Source organism: Mycobacterium sp. OTB74, from assembly GCF_029892685.1.
Taxonomy (GTDB): Bacteria; Actinomycetota; Actinomycetes; order Mycobacteriales; family Mycobacteriaceae; genus Mycobacterium.
On record NZ_JARXVD010000004.1, the window covers coordinates 163,468 to 186,708 of the forward strand.

General features: G+C 63.8%; 24 protein-coding genes. 8 read left to right on the forward strand and 16 right to left on the reverse strand.

Annotated elements, in window-relative coordinates; translation table 11 throughout:
* Positions 1–73: 73 nt before the first annotated feature.
* Positions 74–916, reverse strand: a complete 843-nt coding sequence (locus M2432_RS08470) for an SDR family NAD(P)-dependent oxidoreductase (RefSeq protein WP_280826346.1) — start codon at positions 914–916, stop codon at positions 74–76.
* A gap of 131 nt (positions 917–1,047) precedes the next feature.
* On the opposite strand from M2432_RS08470, the gene M2432_RS08475 reads away from it, so the two are divergent.
* Positions 1,048–1,926 (forward strand): TIGR03619 family F420-dependent LLM class oxidoreductase, encoded by an 879-nt coding sequence (locus M2432_RS08475; RefSeq protein ID WP_280826347.1) that lies wholly within the window; start codon positions 1,048–1,050, stop codon positions 1,924–1,926.
* Positions 1,927–1,947: 21 nt separating this feature from the next.
* Here M2432_RS08475 and M2432_RS08480 read toward each other — a convergent pair whose 3' ends face one another.
* Positions 1,948–2,859 carry a nitronate monooxygenase gene (locus M2432_RS08480; RefSeq protein ID WP_280826508.1) on the reverse strand — a complete coding sequence of 304 codons (912 nt, stop codon included), beginning with the start codon at positions 2,857–2,859 and terminating at the stop codon, positions 1,948–1,950.
* Between the two features lie 281 nt (positions 2,860–3,140).
* Between M2432_RS08480 and M2432_RS08485 the strand changes: the two genes are divergently transcribed.
* The gene (locus tag M2432_RS08485) at positions 3,141–4,166 is read left to right on the forward strand and encodes a PE-PPE domain-containing protein (RefSeq protein WP_280826348.1); all 1,026 of its coding nucleotides are present in this window, start codon (positions 3,141–3,143) and stop codon (positions 4,164–4,166) included.
* A 38-nt stretch (positions 4,167–4,204) separates the two neighbouring features.
* Here the strand turns inward: M2432_RS08485 and M2432_RS08490 are convergent, their stop codons facing one another.
* The 5 genes from M2432_RS08490 to M2432_RS08510 all read right to left on the reverse strand — a co-directional run bounded on the left by M2432_RS08490 (position 4,205) and on the right by M2432_RS08510 (position 8,561).
* Positions 4,205–5,254, reverse strand: coding sequence for an LLM class flavin-dependent oxidoreductase (locus M2432_RS08490; protein ID WP_280826349.1), 1,050 nt, complete (start codon positions 5,252–5,254; stop codon positions 4,205–4,207).
* On the reverse strand, positions 5,254–5,760 hold the full coding sequence (locus tag M2432_RS08495; RefSeq protein WP_280826350.1) for an SRPBCC family protein: 507 nt from the start codon (positions 5,758–5,760) through the stop codon (positions 5,254–5,256). Before M2432_RS08495 ends, M2432_RS08490 begins: the two co-directional genes overlap by 1 nt.
* A 3-nt stretch (positions 5,761–5,763) precedes the next feature.
* Complete coding sequence (locus M2432_RS08500) at positions 5,764–6,390, reverse strand: TetR/AcrR family transcriptional regulator (RefSeq protein ID WP_280826351.1); 627 nt, start codon at positions 6,388–6,390, stop codon at positions 5,764–5,766.
* Between the two features lie 185 nt (positions 6,391–6,575).
* Entirely contained in the window at positions 6,576–7,472 is an 897-nt protein-coding gene (locus tag M2432_RS08505) for a sensor domain-containing protein (RefSeq protein WP_280826352.1), read from the reverse strand.
* Positions 7,473–7,607: 135 nt separating this feature from the next.
* Positions 7,608–8,561, reverse strand: coding sequence for a sulfite exporter TauE/SafE family protein (locus M2432_RS08510; protein ID WP_280826353.1), 954 nt, complete (start codon positions 8,559–8,561; stop codon positions 7,608–7,610).
* A gap of 129 nt (positions 8,562–8,690) precedes the next feature.
* Here M2432_RS08510 and M2432_RS08515 point away from each other — a divergent pair, with 129 nt between their 5' ends.
* Positions 8,691–10,253 carry a class I adenylate-forming enzyme family protein gene (locus tag M2432_RS08515; protein ID WP_280826354.1) on the forward strand — a complete coding sequence of 521 codons (1,563 nt, stop codon included), beginning with the start codon at positions 8,691–8,693 and terminating at the stop codon, positions 10,251–10,253.
* Positions 10,254–10,362: 109 nt separating this feature from the next.
* On the opposite strand, the gene cynS is transcribed toward M2432_RS08515, so the two are convergent.
* From cynS to M2432_RS08530, 3 genes are all read right to left on the reverse strand, one after another.
* Complete coding sequence (cynS, locus tag M2432_RS08520; RefSeq protein WP_280826355.1) at positions 10,363–10,833, reverse strand: cyanase; 471 nt, start codon at positions 10,831–10,833, stop codon at positions 10,363–10,365.
* Between the two features lie 97 nt (positions 10,834–10,930).
* Positions 10,931–11,833, reverse strand: coding sequence for a haloalkane dehalogenase (locus M2432_RS08525; RefSeq protein ID WP_280826357.1), 903 nt, complete (start codon positions 11,831–11,833; stop codon positions 10,931–10,933).
* Positions 11,834–11,966: 133 nt separating this feature from the next.
* The gene (locus M2432_RS08530; protein ID WP_280826358.1) at positions 11,967–12,836 is read right to left on the reverse strand and encodes a DUF732 domain-containing protein; all 870 of its coding nucleotides are present in this window, start codon (positions 12,834–12,836) and stop codon (positions 11,967–11,969) included.
* 111 nt (positions 12,837–12,947) lie between these two features.
* Here M2432_RS08530 and M2432_RS08535 point away from each other — a divergent pair, with 111 nt between their 5' ends.
* A complete protein-coding gene (locus tag M2432_RS08535) occupies positions 12,948–14,297 on the forward strand; it encodes a hypothetical protein (protein WP_280826359.1) in 1,350 nt (449 codons plus the stop codon).
* On the opposite strand, the gene M2432_RS08540 is transcribed toward M2432_RS08535, so the two are convergent.
* Genes M2432_RS08540 through M2432_RS08560 form a run of 5 tightly spaced genes read right to left on the reverse strand, consistent with a single transcriptional unit; the run spans position 14,223 to position 17,752 of the window.
* Positions 14,223–14,690: a hypothetical protein gene (locus tag M2432_RS08540; protein WP_280826360.1), complete on the reverse strand. Its 468-nt coding sequence runs from the start codon at positions 14,688–14,690 to the stop codon at positions 14,223–14,225. The genes M2432_RS08535 and M2432_RS08540 overlap by 75 nt on opposite strands.
* The gene (locus M2432_RS08545) at positions 14,687–15,805 is read right to left on the reverse strand and encodes a molybdopterin-dependent oxidoreductase (protein WP_280826361.1); all 1,119 of its coding nucleotides are present in this window, start codon (positions 15,803–15,805) and stop codon (positions 14,687–14,689) included. Before M2432_RS08545 ends, M2432_RS08540 begins: the two co-directional genes overlap by 4 nt.
* Complete coding sequence (locus M2432_RS08550) at positions 15,802–16,431, reverse strand: methyltransferase domain-containing protein (RefSeq protein ID WP_280826509.1); 630 nt, start codon at positions 16,429–16,431, stop codon at positions 15,802–15,804. The genes M2432_RS08545 and M2432_RS08550 overlap by 4 nt, the downstream gene beginning before the upstream one ends.
* Positions 16,431–17,099 carry a DUF2064 domain-containing protein gene (locus tag M2432_RS08555; protein WP_280826362.1) on the reverse strand — a complete coding sequence of 223 codons (669 nt, stop codon included), beginning with the start codon at positions 17,097–17,099 and terminating at the stop codon, positions 16,431–16,433. The genes M2432_RS08550 and M2432_RS08555 overlap by 1 nt, the downstream gene beginning before the upstream one ends.
* The gene (locus M2432_RS08560; RefSeq protein WP_280826363.1) at positions 17,096–17,752 is read right to left on the reverse strand and encodes a glycosyltransferase family 2 protein; all 657 of its coding nucleotides are present in this window, start codon (positions 17,750–17,752) and stop codon (positions 17,096–17,098) included. The genes M2432_RS08555 and M2432_RS08560 overlap by 4 nt, the downstream gene beginning before the upstream one ends.
* Positions 17,753–17,855: 103 nt before the next feature.
* On the opposite strand from M2432_RS08560, the gene M2432_RS08565 reads away from it, so the two are divergent.
* The 3 genes from M2432_RS08565 to M2432_RS08575 are packed head-to-tail and all read left to right on the forward strand — an operon-like array spanning position 17,856 to position 20,645.
* Positions 17,856–18,551, forward strand: a complete 696-nt coding sequence (locus M2432_RS08565) for a response regulator transcription factor (RefSeq protein WP_280826364.1) — start codon at positions 17,856–17,858, stop codon at positions 18,549–18,551.
* Positions 18,552–18,555: 4 nt separating this feature from the next.
* Positions 18,556–19,596 (forward strand): HAMP domain-containing sensor histidine kinase, encoded by a 1,041-nt coding sequence (locus M2432_RS08570; RefSeq protein WP_280826365.1) that lies wholly within the window; start codon positions 18,556–18,558, stop codon positions 19,594–19,596.
* Positions 19,593–20,645 carry an NAD-dependent epimerase/dehydratase family protein gene (locus M2432_RS08575; RefSeq protein ID WP_280826366.1) on the forward strand — a complete coding sequence of 351 codons (1,053 nt, stop codon included), beginning with the start codon at positions 19,593–19,595 and terminating at the stop codon, positions 20,643–20,645. The genes M2432_RS08570 and M2432_RS08575 overlap by 4 nt, the downstream gene beginning before the upstream one ends.
* Positions 20,646–20,674: 29 nt before the next feature.
* Here M2432_RS08575 and M2432_RS08580 read toward each other — a convergent pair whose 3' ends face one another.
* Entirely contained in the window at positions 20,675–22,435 is a 1,761-nt protein-coding gene (locus M2432_RS08580; protein WP_280826367.1) for an amidohydrolase family protein, read from the reverse strand.
* Between the two features lie 122 nt (positions 22,436–22,557).
* Between M2432_RS08580 and M2432_RS08585 the strand changes: the two genes are divergently transcribed.
* Entirely contained in the window at positions 22,558–23,196 is a 639-nt protein-coding gene (locus M2432_RS08585) for a TetR/AcrR family transcriptional regulator (protein WP_280826368.1), read from the forward strand.
* Positions 23,197–23,241: the final 45 nt, after the last annotated feature.

Below are 23,241 nucleotides of genomic sequence, written 5' to 3' on the forward strand. Positions count from 1 at the left end.
AACAGCATCACTCCGACCAATAGGCACGCGCATGCGTACCGCACTACTCAAATATTCGTCGAAGGCGCTTGCGCTACCTGCGGGTCGCCAGGGCGCCGTCGCTGGCCATTCGAGTCGCCCGCGCCAGCAGGTCCGAGTAGCGCACTCCGAGCAGTCGCGGCATGGCGGCCATGGCCCAGCCGTCGGGGCCGATGATGATCCGAGGCCGGTTCTTGTCGACGCCCCGAAGGATGACACGTGCAGCTTTATCAGCGTTGGTGAGTGCGGCCTTGTCGAAGAATTTGGTGGTTTCAGCGGGGTCGACACCTTCGGGAATGCGCATGCTGGCACCGAAATTTGTACGGATCACCCCGGGATGTACGCAGTGCACGTTGATGGGACGACGGTTGATGATCATTTCCTGGCGCAGTGCTTCGGTGAAGCCGCGCACCGCGAATTTCGCGGTGCTGTAAGCGCCCTGGTACGGCATGGCAATGAGACCGAAGGCACTGGAGATGTTCACCAGCACCGACGGCTTCGCCGTGCTGCCGGATTCGATGAGCTGCGGCAGGAACGCCTTGGTGCCGTTGACGACCCCACCGATGTTTATCGAGGTGACCCAGTCGAAGTCCGTCATCGACATGTCTTCCACGGTGGCCATCAGATCGACCCCGGCGTTGTTGAAGACCATTGATGCCGCGTCCAGATCGTCATGAACCTGTTCGGCCGCGGCGAACACCGCGGCGCGATCGGCCACATCAACCTGGTACGCGGTGACGTGGCCGCGCGGGCACATTGCCTGAGTTTGGGCCAAACCAATCGGGTCCACATCCCAACCGGCGACGTGCGCCCCGTTGCGGGTCAACGCCACCGTCAGTGCTCGGCCGATGCCGGAACCCGCGCCGGTGACCACCGCAACGCGATCTCGGTATGTCATCGCAGCTCCTGGTTACTCTTACCGTAGGGTCGTCAGTAAAGCACACGGGAACGGCTCGCCGGACCGCTTTTCGGCGTGAACATCGTCGATATGGGGCCACGGCTGGTCGGTGGCGACAGGAAGGTGGAATCGTGCAATTCTGGTCGGGCACAGCATTTTTGGACACCCATATGGCCGTACCGTTGGCGCAGATGCTCGATCAGAACGGGTTCGACGGCGTGATCAGCGCCGATCATATGATCTACCCGCGCGAGCTGAGCTCTCCGTATCCGTCTCCGACCGGAATCGTCCCATGGCAGCCGGAGACCGCGTGGCCGGATTCCTGGGTGCTCATCGGCGCGATGGCCGCGGTCACCCGGTCGCTGCGGTTCACCAACGCGATCTACGTCGGACCATCGCGTCCACTGGTCCAGGTGGCCAAACAGGTGGCGACCGCTGCGGTGCTGTCGAACGGCCGCGTCACCCTGACCCTCGGCGCAGGGTGGATGAAAGAAGAGTTCGACCTGATGGGTCAGGACTTTCACACCCGCGGCAAGCGGCTCGACGAGATGATCCCGGCCTTGCGCGAACTCTGGAAGGGCGGCTGGGTGTCCTGGTCCGGCGAGCACTACCAAGTGCCTGAGTTGATGCTCGAACCGCATCCGGAGGCGCCCGTGCCGATCATGTGCGGCGGCGAATCCGAGGTGGCGCTACGCCGGGCGGCCCAACTGTGCGATGGCTGGGTCGGCACTGCGTACACGCTGGAGCAGGCTCGGCCGTATGTCGAGACCTTGACCAAGCTGCGCCACGAATACGGCCGGAGCAGTGAACCGTTCGACATCATGGTCGCATTGCTGGAGCCGCAAACCGTTGAGACCTATCGACGTGCCGAGGAGATGGGCATCACGCAGGTGATGTGTGCACCGTGGATCGGTGCTGATGATGATCGATCATCGGAACTCACTGAGGCCGAACGATTTCGGCGCCACATCGAGCATTTCGCCGACACCGTCATCGCGGGTATGCGCTGACGGGAGGTACGGGCCAGCGCGTCAATCGGGCAGTCTCGCCGTCGCGGCCGCAAGCGCCTCACGGCAGCCGGTCCACATCTCGGAGATGATCTCGGATGCTGGCCGTAGGTCGTCGATGCGCCCGGCCACCTGGCCGGTGTTGGCGACGCTGGCGTCCATGTCGCCGTCAAAGTACAGGTGCTGCACGCGATCCAGTGCGGCAGCCGCGTCGAACGCCGAATCGGCGTCATGGCGCTGCGCGGCGGCTGTGCGGATCACCCGCATCATCCGCTTACCGCCCAACGGCAACAGCACCGTCCCGGTGTCATCGGCATCGATGACCGCTTGTTTGAATTTGGAATGTACCGGCGAATCGGCACTGGCCAGCAGTCGAGTGCCCATCTGCACGCCTTCGGCGCCGAGCACCAGCGCAGCGGCCATGGATTGGGCGTCGCAGATGCCACCTGCGGCAACGATCGGCACATCGACATGCGCGGCGATCAGCGGCAACAACACCATGGTCGAGGCGCCGAAGCGATTCTTGAAACCGCCGCCTTCAACACCTTCGACCACCAGGCCGTCGACGCCGGCGTCCACGGCTTTCTTTGCATCGGCCAAGGTGCCGACCACGTGGAACACCGTGATGCCGGCATCGTGCAGGCGATCGACGAACAGGCCTGCATCGCCTGCTGATGTGGTGACGAACCGAATCTCGGTGTCCACCAGGATGTCCACCATCGCGGGGTCTCGGTTGAACAGCAACGCGATATTCGCGCCAACCGGCCGAGCGGTCAGATCGCGAACCCGGTGAAGATCGGCGCGGCCCTGATCCGAAGTGGTCTCGATAATCCCCAGACCGCCGGCATTCGAGACCGCCGCCGCCAGGCCCGCACCGGCGATGAACGTCATCGGGGCTTGAAGTATCGGGATCTCGGCGCCAGTCAGTGCGCACACACGATTCGGTTGTACCGTCACCGTCTGACCGTACTCCGGCCTGGTTCGCTGGTAGCGCCGTGACGCCAGTAGGCGAATGCGAGTAGTGGTTTGCAGCACTTAGGTAGCTGTCTACTTAAGGCGACTTTCGGCTGCAGTCGCATTCTGATCCCAGGCCAGTTGGCCCGTGGAAGAGCCAATGAGCGGACTAAAGACACACGTGCTCTCTGCCGGTAGTTGTCGATGTCGCCAGGGAGCGGACTTCGAAAGGTGCGACCGCATACCGGACATCGGAGACAACCATGTTGGAGAACCTTGTTGCTGCTGTGACCCCACTGTTGTTGATTGTCGGAGGAAGCTCACCGACGCCCGATGTCGCCGGTGAAACGCCACCCGTCTGGCTCAACGGACAATTCAATAAAGGCGACACCATTGTATCGGTGCCATATCCGGCATCGTTCGGGCCGTACGAGGGGACCGGACCCATGGGACCGTCCGTCCAAGTGGGGGTGACGAATGCGCTGGCCCTACAGAATGTGGCTGTCAGCCAGGGCATTCCAACGACCTTGATGGGCGCCAGTCAGGGGGCACTGGTCATCGACCAGGTGATCGCCGACGATGCCCGTAACGGCGTGGATCCAAAAGCGGTGTCGTTCATCGTGATCGAAGACCCGGAGCGCGGCAGCGGGATACTCACCGGATTTCGTGGAATCACCATCCCGATCATTGACTACAAGCCGATACAGATTCCGGTGAGTCCGTACAACGTAACCGTGGTAACGGTCGAGTACGACGGCATTGCAGACTTCCCCAACAACGTGTTGAACGTCCTCGCGGACATCAATGCCATCATGGGCGCGGCGACGTATCACAGTACTGTGGCGTACTCGAACCTGGCGGATGTACCACAAGCGGATATCACCGTCTCCACCAACGGTGCCGGCGGAGTGACCACAAGCTACTTGGTGCCCACAGTCCAGTTGCCGCTGACCGAGCCACTGCGATTGCTCGGCATCCCGGCACAGGTGGTCGATGCGATCGACCGGGTGCTGCGGCCCATCATCGATTCGGCGTACGTCGGACGGCTGAAAATAGACGCCGCTCCTGCCGCAGAGGAGACAACCAGCAAACGTTTGAGCACCGAATCTACGACCCACGTCAACGTTCCCAGGAATGACACGGTGCCAGGGAGGCAGCCACCCGGGCACGCTCGCACCACAATGACGGTCAGACCCGTCGCTCCGGACCGGCCAATTCTTCAGAGCGAACGAACAATTCGCACGCAACGACCGCACCGCATGACCAAAGGCCAGAACCAAACTCGTTGAGGCCGAACATCAGTCGAACCGCAACCCAATGGTGCTCATCAGCTTCTGTCGATTCCGTGCACGAGCTCGATGGCGGCTCCGAGGGTGGCGACCCGCTCCTCCAGCGTCTCGCCGGCCGGGTAGATCCGCACCGTGTCGACACCGGCATTTGCCCAGACCTGTAGGCGATCTCGCACCATCTCCTTGGTACCAATCAGTGTGGTGGCCAGGATCATGTCATCGGTGATCAGTGCGGCAGCACCGTCTCGGTCGCCGGCTTGCCACCGGTCGCGCACCGCGGCGGCCACTTCGGACCAGCCCTGCCGGCTGTAAGCCTGATTGTAGAAATTGGTTGAGGCAGAACCCATTCCGCCGAGGCTGAAGGCCAGCTCGGCCTTGCGGCTGTCTATCAGGGATTTCAGATGCTCTTCGTCGCGGGCGAAGGACACCTCGGCGCCCTGGCAGATGTCCAGATCGGTACGGGTGCGCCCGGAGCGGGCCAGGCCTTCATCCAGGTGCGCAAAATAAGCGTCCTCGGCACCTTCGGGAACGAAGCTGGTGCCCAGCCAGCCGTCGGCGACCTCACCGGTCAGCCGCAGCATGGCGGGGGTCAGGCTGGCGATGTACAGCGGGATGTCGTGTTCGGCGCGCATGGACAGCCGCATCGGCTTGGCATCGGCCCGGGGGATCTGAAATTGCTTGCCACTGTGGGAGATTTTCTGGCCGGCGACAGCCTGTCGGATGACATCGATGGTCTCGCGCATCCGCCCCAGCGGCTTGTCGAACGGCACCCCGTGCAGGCCCTCGATGACTTGCGGGCCGGAGGCGCCCAGGCCCAGCAGGAAGCGTCCGCGGGACAGATTCGACAGGGTGATGGCAGCCTGGGCGATGGCGACCGGGGTGCGGGTGGCCAACTGAATGATGCCCGAACCCAACAACATCCGATCGGTGCACGCCGCGTAGAACCCGAGCGCTGATGGTGCGTCGGACCCCCAGGCTTCAGCGACCCAGCAGATATCCAGACCCATTCGTTCAGCTTCGGTGACGAAAACCTTTTGGTAGTCCCAGGTTCCCAAGCTCGCCGCTTCAACCGTGATAGCGGCCCGCATCAGGCTTCGGCCTTGTTCTTGATGTGCTCGAGATTGGCCGACATGCCGGACTCGAATTCGCGCAACCGGTTGAAGACGATCTTCTGTTCCTTGCCGGGCATGGCGGCGATAGCGATGGACAGGCCCGACGGGGCAGGGCCCAGTTGTGCCCACTGGCTCAGCCTCGTCCCGGTTCCCTCGGGGGTCATCCGGAACCGCCAGGTGGCAGTCGGGTGGTCTACATCGCCGACGACCCAGGCGAAGGCACGCTGCGGGTCACACTCGACGACCTCCGAAACTGTCGACCATTCGCCGAGCGCAGCGTGCTTGTTGTATCCGGTGAATCGGGCACCCACACAAGGCTTGTCGTATCCCTCGTTCCATTCGACGCGCTCCAATTCCGGGCTGCAGTCAGCCATGACGTTGATGTCGGATGCCAGGGCCCAGACCTTTTCGGGCGCAGCCGCGATCCATGTTGACACCTCGACGGTGGGTGCGTCGGCGTACACCGCGCCGGTCCATTCCATCGCTCAATCCTCTCGTGCAGCATTGGCATCGGATTCTGTTGTGGTACTCGATGATTCGGTGGAACTGAACAGCATGCGGGCCGCCAGTAGCACTTTCAGCTCGGTCTGCACATCGTCAAGTGGTTGCAGGCTCGCGGTGGCCCGGCACATGGTTATAGCGCCCTCGATGGCTCCGAGAGACATGGTGGCCAGTCGCCGAGATGGGCCGGTTTCCAGGCCTTCTGAGATGAGGCATTCGGTGAGCTGGGTGTGCCAGTCACGGAAAATCTGGTTCGCGTGCTGCGCGAGCGACGAATCCTGCGGCGCACTCACCGCGATTGAAACCACCGGACATCCCGCAGCGAAATTGCTTTCGCGCAACAGCTTTCGCCAGAACGTGGCGCACGCGTCAATGACGGCCTCCGGGCCACGAACGGCTGAACGTGCGATCAGTGCCGAGATAGCGTCCCCACTCAATTGCGCTGCTTCGTCGATGATCTGGGCTCGACCACTCGGGAAATGGTGATAGATCGACCCCCTGGGCGCGCCGCTGCGGCTAAGCACATCGTCAAGGGTGACGCCGTCGGGGCCGCGTTCACGCAACAGTTCTACGGCCGCGACCACCATCGACCGACGGGTATCGGTAGCCATCGAAGCCCTCCCATGCGGCGTGGTCGGCAGGACCGATCGATTATGAAATAGTTCATAATCAGATGTCAAGGCACAGGTTGTTCGACTCAATCCACCGCTTGACCTCCAAATGCGAACGGCGAGATCAGGGTCGCCGAAGAGCCGATTATGAATCCGCTCATAACCTGTGGCCAACTCGACTGCGGTCAGTCCTGCCGAGGAGCTTTGTCGACATTCTCGCGAATCTGCTTGACCAGCGCCTCAACCGTGGAATCCGAGAGCTTGCTGCCCTGCACGCAGACTTCGATGACGACGTTGGCTTGGCGTGCAAGGCCCTGAGTATTCATCCACTGTTTATCGTCATGCGAGCTGGACGGCCACAGCAGGATGCTGTCGCGGTCGTTGACTGCACCGTTATGCCAAATGTCGTCGGGGTCGTCTGGCTTGTCTGACGCTCGATTGTTCACGTCCCGGTTTGCGCAGTGTTGCCAGGCATTGTTGGTCGAGGTGATGAAGCGCTTAGCTGTGGCCCCGTCGGGAAATGCGACAACCGACTGGATGAGTTGGATGTCGGTCAGTCCTTGGTCGTTGGCATTCGAACCGGTGTCCGGCGCTTGAAGGTATTGGCTGCGTACCGCATTCCACCCGCTGCCGTCGTGCTCTGCCTTGTCATCGGCGAGAATCTCGGAACATCTCCCGTCGACCGCGGGAGGGCCGGGGTCTGAGAAGGTAGTCACGATGTCATCGCCGTGGATTGGCGAAGCCAGGATGTCCTGCGGCCAGGCCACGAATGGTCCGGTGTTGAAGGCCTTTCCAACGTCGGCGTTGGTCAGGAGCACGCCGCTCAATGCTGACTCTTTTACCGGCGCATTCTTTTTCGATGACACGAAGTAATAGACGCCGACGCCGGCAGCCACCAATACCAGCACGACAACCACGCAGATGATTGCGATAAGTCCACCTCGGCTACGCCGAGGTGGAGGGTACGGCGGAAATCCCGGTGGCGCCGGCATTCCGTAGCCAGGCTGAAACTGCGGAACCGACTGCCATTGCGGCGGAATCTGATTCGGTGGTGTCGGACCGAAACCCCCCGGGTAGCTCACAAGTGCTCCTCACCTCTGTTCGGGCTGGGTTTTACACCACCTCTGGACGAGCGCCAGCAAGACCAACCAGGATGCCTGCACTGCGCGCCGAGCGAGACGGTGGTGTCGTGACCACCGCTGCTAGCGGCAATTCGCTCACAACATCGAGTATGAACCAACCGGGCGCCCCTTGTTCAGAAGCGCCAGGTCGAGGTGGCTGTCGACTGCGCGCGACAAGCTGAGCCGATGTGCCGGCCCGGGCGTGAGCCAATCAGTCAGGTGATGCGTCCGTGACCACCGCCAGACGGCATTGGTGGCGACCACCAGTAGCACCTCGGCAACCTGAACACCCCCTGAGGAGTGCACCTCGCTGCCGACGATCCCGAAGCCCATCAAGAGGGCCAGCACACCGAATCCGGTCTTGAGGCCGTGGGGATCGATGATGGCGACCAACCGCTCCCCGATCAGGCTTCCGGCAACTGCCGCGACGGTGACCATCGCCGCCAGCTTCCAGTTGATCTGGGTGCCGTCCAACCGCCCGGCCAGAGCGGCGAAGCAGTGCATGGCGATGACGACCAGAGATGTGCCTACGGCCACGGAAATCGCCACGCCGCAGATCAGCGTCAGCGCCGCCACCAGCACGAATCCCCCGCCGGCGCCGGTCAGTCCACTGACGACCCCAACCACGAACCCGAGCAGCACCGCCTTGACCGTTGGCAGGCTCAATTCCCCCGCCGGCACGCCATGGCCGCGGTCGCGCAGAAGGGCGAGTGCTGAGGCGATCATGATGGCCGCGAAGATCACCATTGCGATGCGCTCGGGGATGTGGGTGGCCACCCGCCCACCGACATAGGCGCCGACCATGCCGGATGCGCCGAGCACCAAGGCCGGATGCCACTGCACTCGGCCGGCCCTGGCGTGCGCGATGGCGCCGATTGCGCTGGTCACGCCCACCACGACGAGCGAAGTGGTGATGGCATTTCTGATGCCGAGTCCGGTGACGAAGGTCAGCAGCGGCACGGTCAGGGTCGACCCGCCGCCGCCGAGGAGCCCGAGCAGAACACCGAACATTATCGACATGCCAAGGCTCAACGCGAGAATGCCGTTCACCTCTCTAGATTGCTCAGCGCTACTGGGCTGGGCCATGGAGCTAGCCGCACAAATCCATGGCGGTTATCCGCACATCGCTACGCCGGACCACCTGCACGAGTCCCAAGCGCCGTCGGACAAGATGCGAGTGTGACGAATGCACCGCTGACGATTCCTGCACTCCTGGCTCAGAGTTGTCGGGAGTTCGGTGCGGCCACGTATGTGGTGACGCCGACAGACCGCATCAGCTACGCCGACGCGGCCGAACGTTCCGCGCTCGCGGCACGCTGGCTGCTGCATGCTGGTGTGGGAAAGGGCAGCCGGGTGGGGCTGTTCTTCGCCAACAGCACCGATTGGGCCATCTGGTGGCTGGCGGTGTCCCGGATCGGTGCGGTCGCGGTACCGCTCAGCACCATGTACACACCGGCAGAGATCGCAAAAGTGTTGCGGCTGGCCGACGTTGGTTTGTTGATCGCGCCAGATCAGGTGCTGCACATCGACGTCGCCGAGCGGCTCGAAGCAGCGTTGCCGGGTCTGGCTGATCAGTACGCTGGGCAATTGGCGCTGCCGGCCGCACCGTATCTGCGCGGCATCGCGATCACCGGGCCGGTGGATCGCCAATGGGCCACGCAAGTCGACGCCGATGCCGATGCCCGCGTATCGCAGGAGGTTCTGGCGGCGGTCGAAGCAGAGGTTTCCCCCGCTGATCTGGCGGTGATGATTCACACCTCGGGTTCGACAGCCGATCCCAAGGGCGTTCTGCACACCCAAGGCACCCTGGTGCGACAGACCTCGACCTGGCCGGCCGCGATCCGGGCCATCACCGGCTGCGCCGAGTCGCGGGTGCTGTGCGCGATGCCTTTTTTCTGGGTCGGCGGTCTGCTGGCCGCGATGGGCGCACTGCACGAGCAGGTGACACTGCTGACGCTGCCCAAGCTGGATGCAGCCGTCGCGCTGGATCTTGTTGAGCGCGAACGGGCTACCGGGGTGGTCGGCTGGCCGGCCTTCACTCAGCGGCTCCGCGAGCATCCCACGTTCGGTTCTCGTGACCTGTCCAGCGTGCCGATGCTGCGCGACGGTCCGCTCGACATCGCGATGGTTGATGTGCCCGATGGTTTCCCGGTGCATCGCACCATGAGTGAGACCGCGGGCGGATTCGTGCACACCGACATGGCCATCGTCGACTCGGATGGAATGCCGGTTCCCGCTGGAGAAGTCGGTGAATTGTGGGTACGCGGAATTGGTGTGATGTCCGGTTACAACAAGCGCGAACGGCAAGAGACATTCGACGAAAACGGTTGGTACCACACGGGTGACCGGGTGTATCGGCGTGACGGTGACCCCCGGCTGTTCTATGTCGGACGCACCACCGAGTTGATCAAGGCCAGTGGCGCCAACGTGTCGCCGCTAGAGGTCGAGGGCGTCATAAGTGCCTTCGATGACGTCGCCCAATGTGTGGTCGTCGGCGTTGACCACCCCGAGCGTGGCGAGGAAGTATGCGCCGTCATGGTTCCGGCTGCCGGCGATCTCGACGTGGACGCGGTGGAACGTCGCGCGCGCGAATTGCTGTCGGGGTACAAAGTCCCGACCCGATGGGTAATAGTTGCGGCAGATCAGATCCCGACCCTGGCGAGTGGCAAGTTCGATCGAAAGAGCCTGCGCAGCAAGGTTACTGACGGAACTCTCGGATCAGCGGCAGCTGCGGGAAAGTAGCGGACGTTTTTGCCGTGTCAGCGGTGCACAACGATCTTGCCGATCGTCCGCCCGGATTCGACCTTGCGGTGGGCCTCGCGCAGAACTCCTTGCCGCCAATCCTCGCCGGTCAGAACGGCTTGGTGGGCAGGTACTTGCCGTCGAGCGTGATCACGGCCCGCTCTCCACCCTCGGGATCGGGGACCTTCTTGATGTCGAGCTTGAAATTGATGGCACTGATGATGCCGTCGCCGAATTCTTCGTGCACCAGTGCCTTGAGAGTCGTGCCGTACACCTGCAGCATCTCGTAGAAGCGGTAGATGGTCGGATCGGTCGGCACACCGCCCGGTATCGAGCCGCGCAACGGAATGGCCTGCAGCAGCCGGGCAACGTCAGCGTCGAGGCCGAGCTTGTCAACGACAGCGCTCGCGGCCTCGGCCGGAAGCGCGTGCTGACCAAGCAGAGCCGCGGTCACGAAGACAACGCTGAGCCCCGTACCGTCGGCCAGGTCGTGCCACGACAGATCGGCTCGGGCTTTGGCGTCGACGATCTCGACGGTCAGTTGCTCGCGGGCGCTCTGGCTGCTTTGAGACTGGATCATGTTGGTTCCCTTCAGTTTCAGGCGGATTCTGTAACCAGCACAACCTCACGCCTCGAAGTTGCGCACCCGGCAGGGCCACGCTTTCAAAACCCGTCCGTCACGACGTGGCGTGTACGAATGATGCAACCACATCAGCCAGCTCTTCGCCCTTGTCCTCCTGCAGAAAATGTCCGGCGCCGGTGATCGTCGTCATCGGATGGTCACGCGCACCGGGGATGTGTCCTGCGAGCACGAGGTCAGCGCCTTTGGTGTACGGGTCCGAGTCGGCGAATGCGCACAGAAATGGTTTTTCGAAGTGCCCCAAGGCTTCCCACGCAGCCCGGTTCGCCGGCGCTGCGGGGTCCGAAGGATCGGTGGGTACAAGCAGTGGGAACTGACGGGCACCTGCTTTGAATGTCTCGTCGGGAAATGGTGCGTCGTACGCCGCGATCACGTCGGCCGTGAGTTCTGTTAGGCAGCCACCGTTCACGATCTGCCCGGCCTTGAACACTTCAGTCGTTTGGCTGTAGTTCTGCCACGCCTGGAAGGCCCGACCCGGGTGCACGTCACCGGTGGGTAGAAGGGTGTTGGCAGCAACGACTCTCGCGAATCGGTCGGGTTGCTCGCCGACCAGCCTGAGCCCGATGAGCCCGCCCCAGTCCTGGCACACCAGCGTGATTTCATCCAGTCCGATGGTTTCGATCGCTTGGCGTACCCAGCTGACATGCGACTGGTAGGTGTAAGCCGTGCGCTCGGCCGGCTTGTCGCTCCGGCCGAAACCGATCAGATCGAAGGCAACTGCCCGCAGCCCAGCCTGCACCAACACCGGAATCATCCGGCGATACAGGTACGACCAGGAAGGCTCGCCGTGAAGCAGAAGCACCGTTGGCCCGTCAGCCGGACCCTCGTCAAGGTAATGCATCCGCAGCTCGACCGGATGCCCCACCGTGACGTAGTGAGGCTCGAATGGGTAACCGGGCAGATTCTCAAAACGTTCGTCTGGTGTGCGTAAGACCTCCATAGCCGCTCCATCTCATTGTCGTGATCGGATCTGTGCCAAACCCGTGGCACGGCAAGCTGGTCGGTTGAATCTTTTTGTGCTTCTTCCTGATTCAGGCTCGACCCTGGTTTCCGCACTGTCAAGAGCGTGCTGGTCATTGGCCGAGGTGTATTTGGACACCGCGATTCTGGAGCTGTTCGAAGCTATAGTTGAAATCGCCCCGGCGACCGATCGAGACCACATAGCGGTCCTGGCCTTCGGTGATCGGAAAGCCGAAGGTGAATGAGCATTGGGCGGTGTCGCCGCCCTTGCCTGGTCCCAGGGTTGTGGCGGCAAGAATTTCGCCTTTGCCGTTCTTCACCGTCACCGGTGTGTCCTTACCGACGTCGGAATAGCCCGACGCACCTTCGCACGACGTTCCGTCGGTGCTGATCGCATCCATGCCTTGGCTGTCAATGAGGACAAAAGTCCCTGACACTGTGACTGTTTCGAGGACGTGAAACCCTTGAGCGAATTGGGGGCAGAACGCGTCAACGGCGAATTTGTCAGCCAACAGACCCTGTTGGGGGCCACCATCGGTCAACTGCCGACATACCAGCCTGCCGTGGGCGATGGCATTGGCGTCGGAGTTGAATTGGCCGGCCACTCCGCCATCCTTGAGCGCCGACAGATACCGGGTCTCCGGCGCCGGAGCCGTGTTGTGACCCGACACCAACGCCCAGGCCACAACGGAGCAGGCAACAATGACTGCCGTCGCCATGCCGGTGGCCAACCACGTCGAACGAAGACCCGACCGGGCCGGCACTTCGACATAGTCCGGCAACTTCTGGCCGCCGGTCGGGTCATTCGCCTGGGCCCTGCCGTCACGCACGCGGTTGGTCGGCCGTCCGGCCACGTAGTACCGGCCCTCATGGCGTGCCGTCGGATCAGGACGCCAGCCCGTCAACCCCGCCGAGAGCTGCGGCCAGCCACACCGAGCACACGTGCCGTCATGAAGATCGGCACCACAGTACGGACAGGTCATCGGGTTCCTTCCTGTCCGGCACGTTACGACTGCGATCGGCGTTGGGGCCGATCGCCTACGTCACAGAATAGTCAGACATGCCATCGGCTTTGTGCCATAAGGTGATTGGTCGTGAAGCTAGGACGCCGCGAAGCGTGGGCCGCCGGATTTGCGGTCGCGCTCGTGGTCGCCGCATTTGTGGTTCCACACCTGCATCTTGGCATGGTTGCGCCCCTCATTAACAGCACTGACCAGCAGATACGCGACTACGCACAGACTGCCCCCATCTTCGGTTGGTGGAACGCCCACATCGGGTGGGGCACGGGTCCGGCAGTGCTGATAGCGGTGTGCGCGGTGCTATGGGGACCAACCATCGCTGCCCGGATACCGTGGCCGGCTGTGCCCTGGCTGGCCTGGGTAACGTCGCTGAGCTGGGCGTTCGCGTTGGCGATGGTCGACGGGTGGCACCGTGGTTTCGCGGGGCGCCTGACCTCGCCAAACGAATATCTGCGACAGGTGCCCACGGTGACCGACATACCGGAAGCCCTGCGGACTTTCTCGTCGAGAATTCTTGATTTCCAACCGAATTCATGGATCACGCATGTCTCGGGGCATCCGCCCGGAGCGCTACTGACGTTCGTCTGGCTGGACCGACTCGGATTTAGCGGCGGTGCTTGGGCCGCGTGGTGGTGCACGTTGATCGGCAGCAGTGCGGCGGCTGCCATCGTCGTGACGGTACGGACGGTCTCGGGCGAGTCGGCCGCCCGATCCGTGGCGCCGTTCGTTGCGGTCGCGCCCACGGCAATCTGGATCGCGGTGTCCGCAGATGGCTACTATGCCGGTGTAGCCGCCTGGGGCCTCGCCATGCTGGCAAAGGCGACCCGCAATCGCCGGCCTGTGCTGACCGGATTGGCTGCCGGGCTTCTGCTCGGCTGGAGCATCTTCCTGAACTACGGTCTGGCGCTGATCGGGCTGCTTGCCGTGGCCATCCTGCTCAGTGCCCCGGATCGGCGCATGGCGGTTCGAGCAGCAGTGCTTGCCGTCGCCCCCTCGGTGGCTGTCGTCGCTGGATTTGCATTCGCCGGATTCTGGTGGTTCGACGGATACTCCCTTGTACAGCAACGATATTGGCAGGGAATCGCGCATAACAGACCGTTCCAGTATTGGTCGTGGGCCAATCTGGCCTCGGTGGTGTGCGCGATAGGTCTGGGCTCGGTGGCAGGCGTGAGTCGCGCATTCGACATCAATGTCGTGCAACGGCGCTCCGGCCTGAACTTGCTGGTCCTGGCCGCGCTGCTAGCGATTCTGTGCGCTGACCTCAGCATGCTGAGCAAGGCAGAGACCGAGCGCATCTGGCTGCCGTTCACGGTATGGCTCACTGCCGCCGGAGGACTGCTACCCGCCGCCTCACGGCGATGGTGGCTGGCTCTCAACGTCATCGGAGCCGTTGCGCTCAACCACCTCATTCTCACCAACTGGTAGCCGGCGGACGATCACCAAGTACGTGAGCGCGGCCACCCACACCACAGCCAGCGAAATCAACAGTCCCACATGGTAATCGCGATCGACCACCGTTACGTTGTCAGGGCGTCGGCCCGGCTTGTCGAACACCGGTATGGCCAGCAGCAACAGTACGACGGTGCAGAGCCCGGCCATGGCAACCGGAGCGCGCCACCGCGCCGGAAGAAGCTTGCGGCCGGTGTATCCGACCAGCACACACAACGGAGCGAACACAGCATCATGCACGATGACCGCACCAAGCCCCCAGGCGAGGATGCGCACGAGAACCACCGTCGGGTTGTCCCAGAGCAGCGTCGACCCGTACAGGACCGCGGCTATGCCCGCGGCAGCCAGCGCGGCTCGTATCGCTCTCATGGCACCGTCTCGATCCGAGCCAGCCATTTGGTCTGCAGCACACCCGGCCGGGACGGTGCGATGAGCCGGCATGGATATCCGTGATCAGCGTCGAGCGTTTGTCCATTAAGCCGCAACGCAATCAGGGTCATTCGGTCGCGAGCATGGTTGGCGGGTAAGACGGTGCGCGAGTACGGTCCCGGCGGCTCCAGCGAGATCATCTTCACGTCGGCGCGAGGTGAGCCGCCGACCGCCGCCACGAGATCGGCGAGCACCACCCCGCTCCACTCCGCCTCGGCACTCCAGCCCTCGACACAGGCGATCGGGAGCCGATGAGTCGACTGTGGCATGGCGCCCAGTTCTGCCAGCGAGAACGAGCGACTCGCGGAGCCGTTGACCACTGTCAGGCGGTAATTCGGCGAGTAGGCGCCGACGAGTACGCCCGCAGCGAAGGCGCTGCGGTTGACGGGAACCCCCTGCGGACCCTGCCCAGAGCGAGGCGCCAGGAGTGATACCCGACGCAACAGCGGCACCGCCTGCCCAACTGTGGCCACTGTGGCAACTCCGACCGCCAGCCAAGCACCGCGCAGCACGCTGCGCCGGGTCAGACCACCGGAAGCGCCTCCAGCTGCACGGACAGGAGCGTCGTCCAGTGGTTCGCCCAGCGCCCGCCGAATCACCGGCAGCTTCACCGCCAGATGCACCAGCACGGCGCCGAGGGCGACGTAGGCCACCGCGTAGTGGCTGGTGGTGAAGAAGAACCTGAACACGTACCACTGAGCGATGTTGAGAAGTCCTGTCGACAGTTCGAACAGAATCGACCCAACCAGCACGAGAATGGACAACCGTTCAAGCTGGCGCGTGATGCCGCCGATGATCGGGCGCTCAAACAGCCTGGGCCACACCGACCACAGTTTGACGATGGTCAACGGGATGGCTGCAATGCCGGAGGCGACATGGGTGCCTTGTGTCACCCGGTACAGCCACACCGGCCGGGTCGGCCAGCTGAACCACGGCGGTGGGTGCTGGATGAGATGGCTGAGCAATCCGGTGGTGAAGCACACTGCAATCGCGACGCCCAGGGCAACGCCGATGCGTGCGGTGATCGCGGTACCCCGCAGCGTCAACTGGCTCATGTCGACACCAGGCTTGCCAACATACGGACGCCGATCGGCTGTACTGAGCTGAAGGCCAGTCCAGCCTCGCGGGCGACCTTCGCCGCGCAGTCGATCCCCACCGCCGCCCAGCGAAACCACGGTCCTACGGTGCGCGCCGATTCGAGCCGAACCCATTGGTACTGAACACCGATCGGCGCAGAGTCGAACTCCGCCAAACACACGCCGCCGCTCCGAAGTAGCTCGCACGCCCGCCGCAGGATTCGTGATGGGTCACCGCCCAGCCCGACGTTGCCATCAGCCAGCAAGACCGTCTGCCAACGCCCAGTGCCGGGCAGCGCATCGAAGACATCTCGGCGCAGCGCTGGGGCACCACTGCGGCGAGCCAACTCCACTGCAGTCGCCGACTGATCCACGCCGAGAGCCGGCACACCGCGCCTGACCAGGTCGGCGACCAGCCGACCCGGACCGCATCCCAAATCGATCGTCGGCCCATCGCAACGCTCCAAAACCGCACGGTCGAACCGCCGGTCGCTACGACGGCCGCCCAGCCAGTTGTGCACCGGCAGCCGTTGGATACTGCCGTCAGCGTTTCGGATCCAACACCGTTCGCCCACCAGCGCTCGTTCGTAGAGATTGCCGAACATCACGCCCCCAAGTTCGTGGTTGCACGGTGAAAGTTACTGTTGGGCAGGCATTGTCGGCGTACCGTTTCGATGTCGTCGATGGTGTCGACGTCGGCCAGCGTGGTCAACAGCTGTACCTGTAGCCCGGCAGCCCGCAGTGCATGCAATGAGCGCTCTCCGGTGTCCGGCTGCGACATCGGCACCGTGCGCAAGCATTCCGCGTATTCCGGATCATGCAGGCCCAGCAGCCACCAGCCACCGTCTTCAGCTGGGCCGAGCACAGCCTCGGTACCTAACAAGGCACGCGCGCACTCGCCAATGACGTCGGCCGTGATCTGCGGTGTGTCCATCCCGATCTGCAGGACAGGGTAGCCGGCGCCGCCTGCGTCCCGGTGCGCGTTGGCAAGCCGCTCGGCAAACGCATCACCGCGCTGATCGAATACGGTGAAGGCGGCCAATAGTTCGCGTATCGCGGGTGCCGACCTCGCCCGGTCCAGATCGCCGGTCAGCGCGACCGAACGGGCCGCCAGCGGCGCCGCCGACACCGCCTCCAGGGTGTCCAGCAGTGCCGCGGCTGCGATATCGGCGGCAGCCTCGGTTCCGACAGCCGCGGCCAGGCGCGTTTTCGCCAGCCCCGGTACCGGCGCCTTGGCCAGCACCGTCATGGCGACCGGAAGCACCTCGGTCATGACACGGCCCGCCAGAAGTCCAGTGCCGCAACGGCACTGCCACGAAAGGAACCGCTGACCTTGGACACTCCCCCGGTTCGTGGACCGTAGCTGACATCTCGCTCGACCACGCGCCAACCCGCTTGCGCCGCACGCACCAGCAGCTCCACCGGGTAGCCGGAGCGACGGTCGGTGATGCCCAGCGACAACAACGCCTCGCGGCGGCTGACCCGCATCGGCGCGATATCGTGCACCGGCAGGCCGTATTTGGACCGCAAGCGCCAACTCACCAGCGCGGTACCCGCCCGCGCATGCCACGGCCAGCTCAGCCCTGGGACCGGACGGCGCTGTCCCACAACCAAATCCGCACCGCCGTCGAGTTCTGCCACCAATCCGGGCAGGGCATGCGGATCCAGTGAGCCGTCGGCGTCGAGCACCGCGACGACGGTGCCGGAAGCGGCCAGCAGCCCAGCATGCACTGCTGCCCCGTAGCCGGGACGCTTTTCGCAGACAACCTCGGCACCGCTGTCACGCGCTACCTGGGCTGTGGCGTCTGTGCTGTTGTTGTCGACCACCAGGGCCTGATACCCGTCAGGGATGCGCGCCAATACCGCCGGCAGCGAGGCTTCCTCGTTCAGACACGGCAGCAGCACGGTGACAGTGGAGGACGACATACTTCGAAGCTAGGCGCATGCGGCGTTCGGAAAAAGGTCTGGAGTAATGACGAATTTGTGACGTCCACGCTGGTAGCGACGCTGAAGGGCTACTGTCGAAATGGTGAGCACCGTGTTGATCGCCGATGACGACCCCGTCGTGCGGGACGTGGTGCGCCGCTATCTGGAGCGCGATGGGCATGACGTGGCGATCGCCCGTGACGGCTCGGAGGCCATGCAATTGCTGGGTTCGACTCAGGTCGACCTCGCGGTGCTGGACGTGATGATGCCCGGGCCCGACGGGCTGACGCTATGCAGAAGCGTCCGCAGCGGTAAGGGCTACGGACTGCCGGTGATCCTGCTGACTGCACTGGGCGAGGAAGACGACCGCATCGCGGGCCTGGAGGCCGGCGCAGACGATTACCTGACCAAGCCCTTCAGCCCGCGCGAGCTGGCACTGCGGGTCCGCAGTGTGTTGCGTCGAGCCTCTGAGACAAGCACAGCAACACCTTTGGAGCTGCGCTCCGGAAGTCTGCGGGTATCCGCGTCAACGCGGTTGGTCACCATCGACGGTGAGCCGGTGGGGCTGACCAGTCGCGAATTCGACCTGCTGGTGTTCCTACTTTCCCATCCAGACAATGTGTATTCGCGCGAGCAGCTGTTGAACCTGGTGTGGCAATGGGACTTCGGCGACTTGTCCACTGTGACGGTGCATATCAAGCGATTGCGCGCCAAGCTTGGCGACCAGCATCGGGTACAGACCGTGTGGGGTCGCGGATACCTGTGGAACACCGAACAACAACCCGACCAGGAGTGTTGACCGCATGCCAACCAGTGACCTGTGGGCGATCATCGGATGGGCGTTGACCTGTTCGGTACCAGTGGTGCTCGTCGGGGCCTTGATCATCCGGTTCGCGCGGTCGTGGCCGCTGACCGTCAGCATGGTGGTGCTGATCCTGATCCCAACGGTGGCCACCTTCACCGGTGTGCTGGGCGCCAGCGGTTTCATGATCACCGAGACATTCGAACGCATCGCCGTGGTCCTGGTTATCGTGGCGGTGGTTACGATTCCGGCGGCTATCATGCTGGCCCGTTACCAAGCGCGACGGACAGTGTGGGAGAAGGAGATTCGCGACTCGGAGCGCGCTGCCGAGCAATCGAGGCGCCGTTTGGTCGCGTTCGTGAGTCACGATCTGCGCACACCGCTCGCTGGTATCCGGGCGGTAGCGGAGGCCATCTCCGATGGTGTGGTCGACGCCAGCGAGGCTCGTCAGCACGCCAAACACATTGAGCAGGAATCTGTTCGGCTTTCTGACATGGTCGACGATTTGTTCGAGATGTCCAAGATCAACGCTGGTGCCGTACAGCCTGCACACGACACCGTTGCGCTCGATGAGGTAGTCGATGACGTGATGGCCACTCACCGGATCGCGGCTGAACGTGCCGGGGTCCTGTTGCGAGCCAGCCTGCCGGCCGAACCGGTTCGGGTTATCGGAAGCGATCGAGCATTGGTCCGGGTGCTGTCCAACCTGGTCGCCAATGCCATCGCCCACACGCCCGAGGGTGGCCGGGTGGAACTCAGCCTGGGGCGCGACGTCGGCGGTGCTTGGGCTCGTGTGGATGACACCGGTGTTGGGATTGACGACGCAGATCTGGCCCGGGTGTTCGATGTTGCCTATCGCGGTTCCAATGGCCGTGTGCCACGTACTGATTCATCGCTGCCCAGTGGTTCAGGGCTGGGCTTGGCCATTGCGGCCGGACTGGTCCAGGCTCACCAGGGCACTCTGTCCGCCCACAACCTAGACATCGGTGCGCGGTTCGAGGTCCGGCTGCCGCTGGCCGATGCAGAGGAGTCGACTCGGTGAGGGTCCTGTTGACGGGAGCCGCCGGATTTATCGGTGGTCGCGTGTCGGATTCGCTGCGCACAGCCGGACATGAGGTGATCGGGGTGGATGCCATGCTCGCCGCGGCGCACGGTGAGGGTGCGGTACCGCCGGATGGTTGTATCCGGCTGGACGTACGTGACTCCGCAGGTTTGGCGCGGCTGCTGGAAGGTATCGACGTGGTGTGCCACCAGGCGGCTGTGGTCGGCGCCGGGGTTAACGCCGCGGATGCGCCGTCGTACGGCGGTCACAATGACTACGGGACCTGCGTGCTATTGGCAGAGATGTTCCGCGGCGGCTGCCGCAAACTGGTGCTGGCGTCATCCATGGTTGTGTACGGACAGGGGCGCTATGCCTGCCCTGATCACGGCTCGGTCGACCCCCTGCCACGCAACAAGGCCGACCTGGATGGCGGTCTGTTCGAGCACCGCTGCCCGTTCGACGGTGAAACGCTGCAGTGGCAACTGGTCGGTGAAGACGCGCCGCTGCGACCCCGCAGCCTCTACGCCGCAAGCAAGACCGCTCAGGAGCACTACGCCGTGGCTTGGGCGGAGTCGACCGGGTCGTCGGTGATCGCGTTGCGCTACCACAATGTGTACGGGCCCGGTATGCCGCGCGACACCCCGTATTCGGGTGTTGCCGCCATTTTCCGTTCCGCCCTAGAGTCCGGAGGCACGCCAAATGTCTACGAAGACGGCAGGCAGATGCGCGACTTCGTCCACGTCGATGATGTGGCCACTGCCAACCTCGCCGCGGTGAACGCAGAATTCGGCGGCTTCGAGGCTTTCAATGTGTGTTCGGGCCGCCCGATTCCGATCTACCAAGTGGCCCAACAACTTTGCCTCGCGCGCGGTGCGGGAGCACCACACGTCACTGGCCAGTACCGTGCCGGCGACGTCCGCCATATCGTCGCCGATCCGTCGCGCGCCGCCACCAAGCTCGGTTTCAGAGCGAAGATCGATCCAACGGCTGGTCTGGCCGAATTCGCCACTGCCCCACTACGTCCCGTAGGTGCGGCACCGACATCCTGACCGAAAATCGGTGCCGCCCAACGTGTGAACTACCGGACGCCGCGGACCAGGCGCCCCGGTCGTGCGCCGGTGTCGGCACCGTGGCGTCGAGTCACGGTGCCGCTGACGATGGTCGCGTCGTACCCGCTTGCGCCCTGCACCAACCGCTTTCCGCCGGCTGGCAGGTCATGGACCATCTTCGGGGCGTGCAGGGTGAGTGCATCCAGATCGATGACATTGACGTCAGCCTTCTTGCCCACGCTGATCACGCCGCGATCCGACATGCCATAGAGCTGCGCGGTGTCGTACGACTGCTTGCGAATCACGTACTCCAGCGGCAGCTTCTCGCCACGGTGCCGGTCCCGGGCCCAGTGCGTCAGCAGGAACGTCGGGTACGAGGCATCGCAGATCATGCTGCAATGCGCGCCGCCGTCTGACAGGCCAAGAACTCCGGCCGGGTGGGTCAGCATCTCGCGGATGGCGTCGTGATTACCGTCGGAATAGTTGAACATCGGGTACATCAGCATGGCGCCGGCGTTGGACTCAAGCATCAAGTCGTACATCGCCGCAAGGGGATCCAGTCCGCGCTGCTTCGCGATAGCGGCGACGGTGCGCTCGTCGGTCGGTTCGTAGTCCGGCGGATCACCGATGTGGTAAAGCCGGTTGGCCGCATTCTGCGCAAACATGAACATGCCGTCGAAGAGTTTGGTCGGGTCGATCGGCAGGTCCTCCTCGGCCAGGATCGCCGCGCGCACCTTCGGGTCCGCCAGCCGCTCGGCAAGCTCCTCCCGGGTGCACTCGGCTAGTAGGCGCCGGTAGGTCGGGCGGTGGGTGAAAGCGTGATGGCCTGGGAAGCCCAACAGCATGCCGAACGGCCGTGCCGCCACCTGCGGGAACAGCCGGCTGCCGGCCTGATGCGCGGCCGCCGAGAGGTCCAGCTGCTCACGCCACAGGTTCGGGTCCGCGTCGACCTGAATCAGCGCGAAGCTCAGCGCGCAGTCGATCTCCTCACCCAGGCGGCGCATCCACTCCAGCTCGGTCTTCGGCGCGACGATGTCCTCGCCGGCGGCACCCTGCGGGGCGAGTTCGAACACCGCGGCCCCACCCGCGGCGGTAGCCCGGCCCAGGGCGAACAATTCGTCCTCGGCGGCGAAGGTACCGGGCACCGGCTCGCCGTCCATGGCCCGGTGCGCGAGCGTCCGTGACGACGAAAAGCCAAGGGCGCCACCTTCGATGGCCTCTTGGACCAGCTTGGCCATGGCCTTGATGTCGTCGGGGTTGGCGGGCTCGTTACGGGCCCCGCGCTCCCCCATGGCGTAGGCGCGCACTGCGCCATGAGCGATCTGGGTGCCCATGTCGACTGCGAGTTCACGCTGGCCGATCACGTCCAGATACTCGCCGAAACTCTCCCAACCCCACGTGATCCCCTCAGTCAGTGCGGTCCCAGGAATGTCCTCGACGCCCTCCATCAGCTTGATCAGCCACTCTTCCTGGCCGGGGCGCACCGGTGCGAAACCGACGCCGCAGTTACCGGCGACGACGGTGGTGACCCCGTGATTGCTCGACGGTTCCAGTACCGCGTCCCAGGAGACCTGGCCATCGTAGTGCGTGTGAATGTCGACAAAGCCCGGGGCGACGATCTTGCCTGTCGCATCGATGGTTTCGGCGGCCTCGCCGGCCAACAGCGGATCGCCCGCACCCCGGCGGTGCACCTCGACGATCTTGCCGTCCTTGATCGCCACATCGGCGGTGAACCGGTCGGCACCAGTTCCGTCGACGACGGTTCCGCCGGTGATCTTCAGATCGAACACATCCGCTCCCTTGCCATGTTCGCCTACGCTGACGTCAGCCTCTGCAATGTAACACTGTTACACGGAAGGCGACACCGATGCCGCACACTTGGCATGATGTGATCCAAGGGAGGGAGGCAGCCATGACCGAGCCGGTTCGGCGCAAGGCCGGTAGTCAGGCGAAAAATGTTGACGCCCAATTGATTCTGGATACGGCGGCCGCCCTGCTGGAACGCGACGGCGTGGCCGGGTTCTCGATGCGCGGCTTGTCCGAACATCTGGGCGTTGCCGTCACATCTATTTACTGGCATGTCGGAGGCCGGGACAAGCTGTTCGATCACCTGATCGACCGGCTGATCGAGGAGATGGCCAGTCTGCCCGCCGCCGGCGACACCCCGTTGGAACGGATCGCCGCCCTGGCCCGCGCACAACGGACGGCGCTGATCGAACGTCAACATCTGATGGTGATCGCCCACGAACGCGACCGGACGCCGTCGCTGTTCCAGCCGGTGCAACAGATCCTCGCCGCAGAGCTGGCCGAGCTCGGCATCGAGGGCACGCGGGCGGCACTTGCGCTGCGCTCGATCGAGGTCCACGTCATTTCGTCAGCGCTGATGCAGTTTTCGTCGATTCGCAGCGGCGAGCACGAGGAAGAAGATGCCTCGCTGTGGGGCACCGACTGGCCCGACCGTGAATTGGTCGAGGCCCTGCGCTCACCGACCGACTACGACGCGGTGTTCGAGTACGGCCTGGCGGCCTTACTCGCCTCGTTGAACCAGTGATTTGTGCACGAAAAGGGGCGGCCGGCGCACCAATTCGTGCACAAA

Excerpts from the sequence above, each read along its gene's own strand:
- M2432_RS08470 (WP_280826346.1), bottom strand. The coding sequence starts at position 916 with ATGACATACCGAGATCGCGTTGCGGTGGTCACCGGCGCGGGTTCCGGC.
- M2432_RS08485 (WP_280826348.1), top strand. The coding sequence starts at position 3,141 with ATGTTGGAGAACCTTGTTGCTGCTGTGACCCCACTGTTGTTGATTGTC.
- M2432_RS08490 (WP_280826349.1), bottom strand. The coding sequence starts at position 5,254 with ATGCGGGCCGCTATCACGGTTGAAGCGGCGAGCTTGGGAACCTGGGAC.
- M2432_RS08495 (WP_280826350.1), bottom strand. The coding sequence starts at position 5,760 with ATGGAATGGACCGGCGCGGTGTACGCCGACGCACCCACCGTCGAGGTG.
- M2432_RS08500 (WP_280826351.1), bottom strand. The coding sequence starts at position 6,390 with ATGGCTACCGATACCCGTCGGTCGATGGTGGTCGCGGCCGTAGAACTG.
- cynS (WP_280826355.1), bottom strand. The coding sequence starts at position 10,833 with ATGATCCAGTCTCAAAGCAGCCAGAGCGCCCGCGAGCAACTGACCGTC.
- M2432_RS08525 (WP_280826357.1), bottom strand. The coding sequence starts at position 11,833 with ATGGAGGTCTTACGCACACCAGACGAACGTTTTGAGAATCTGCCCGGT.
- M2432_RS08530 (WP_280826358.1), bottom strand. The coding sequence starts at position 12,836 with ATGACCTGTCCGTACTGTGGTGCCGATCTTCATGACGGCACGTGTGCT.
- M2432_RS08540 (WP_280826360.1), bottom strand. The coding sequence starts at position 14,690 with ATGAGAGCGATACGAGCCGCGCTGGCTGCCGCGGGCATAGCCGCGGTC.
- M2432_RS08545 (WP_280826361.1), bottom strand. The coding sequence starts at position 15,805 with ATGAGCCAGTTGACGCTGCGGGGTACCGCGATCACCGCACGCATCGGC.
- M2432_RS08550 (WP_280826509.1), bottom strand. The coding sequence starts at position 16,431 with ATGTTCGGCAATCTCTACGAACGAGCGCTGGTGGGCGAACGGTGTTGG.
- M2432_RS08555 (WP_280826362.1), bottom strand. The coding sequence starts at position 17,099 with ATGACCGAGGTGCTTCCGGTCGCCATGACGGTGCTGGCCAAGGCGCCG.
- M2432_RS08560 (WP_280826363.1), bottom strand. The coding sequence starts at position 17,752 with ATGTCGTCCTCCACTGTCACCGTGCTGCTGCCGTGTCTGAACGAGGAA.
- M2432_RS08570 (WP_280826365.1), top strand. The coding sequence starts at position 18,556 with ATGCCAACCAGTGACCTGTGGGCGATCATCGGATGGGCGTTGACCTGT.
- M2432_RS08585 (WP_280826368.1), top strand. The coding sequence starts at position 22,558 with ATGACCGAGCCGGTTCGGCGCAAGGCCGGTAGTCAGGCGAAAAATGTT.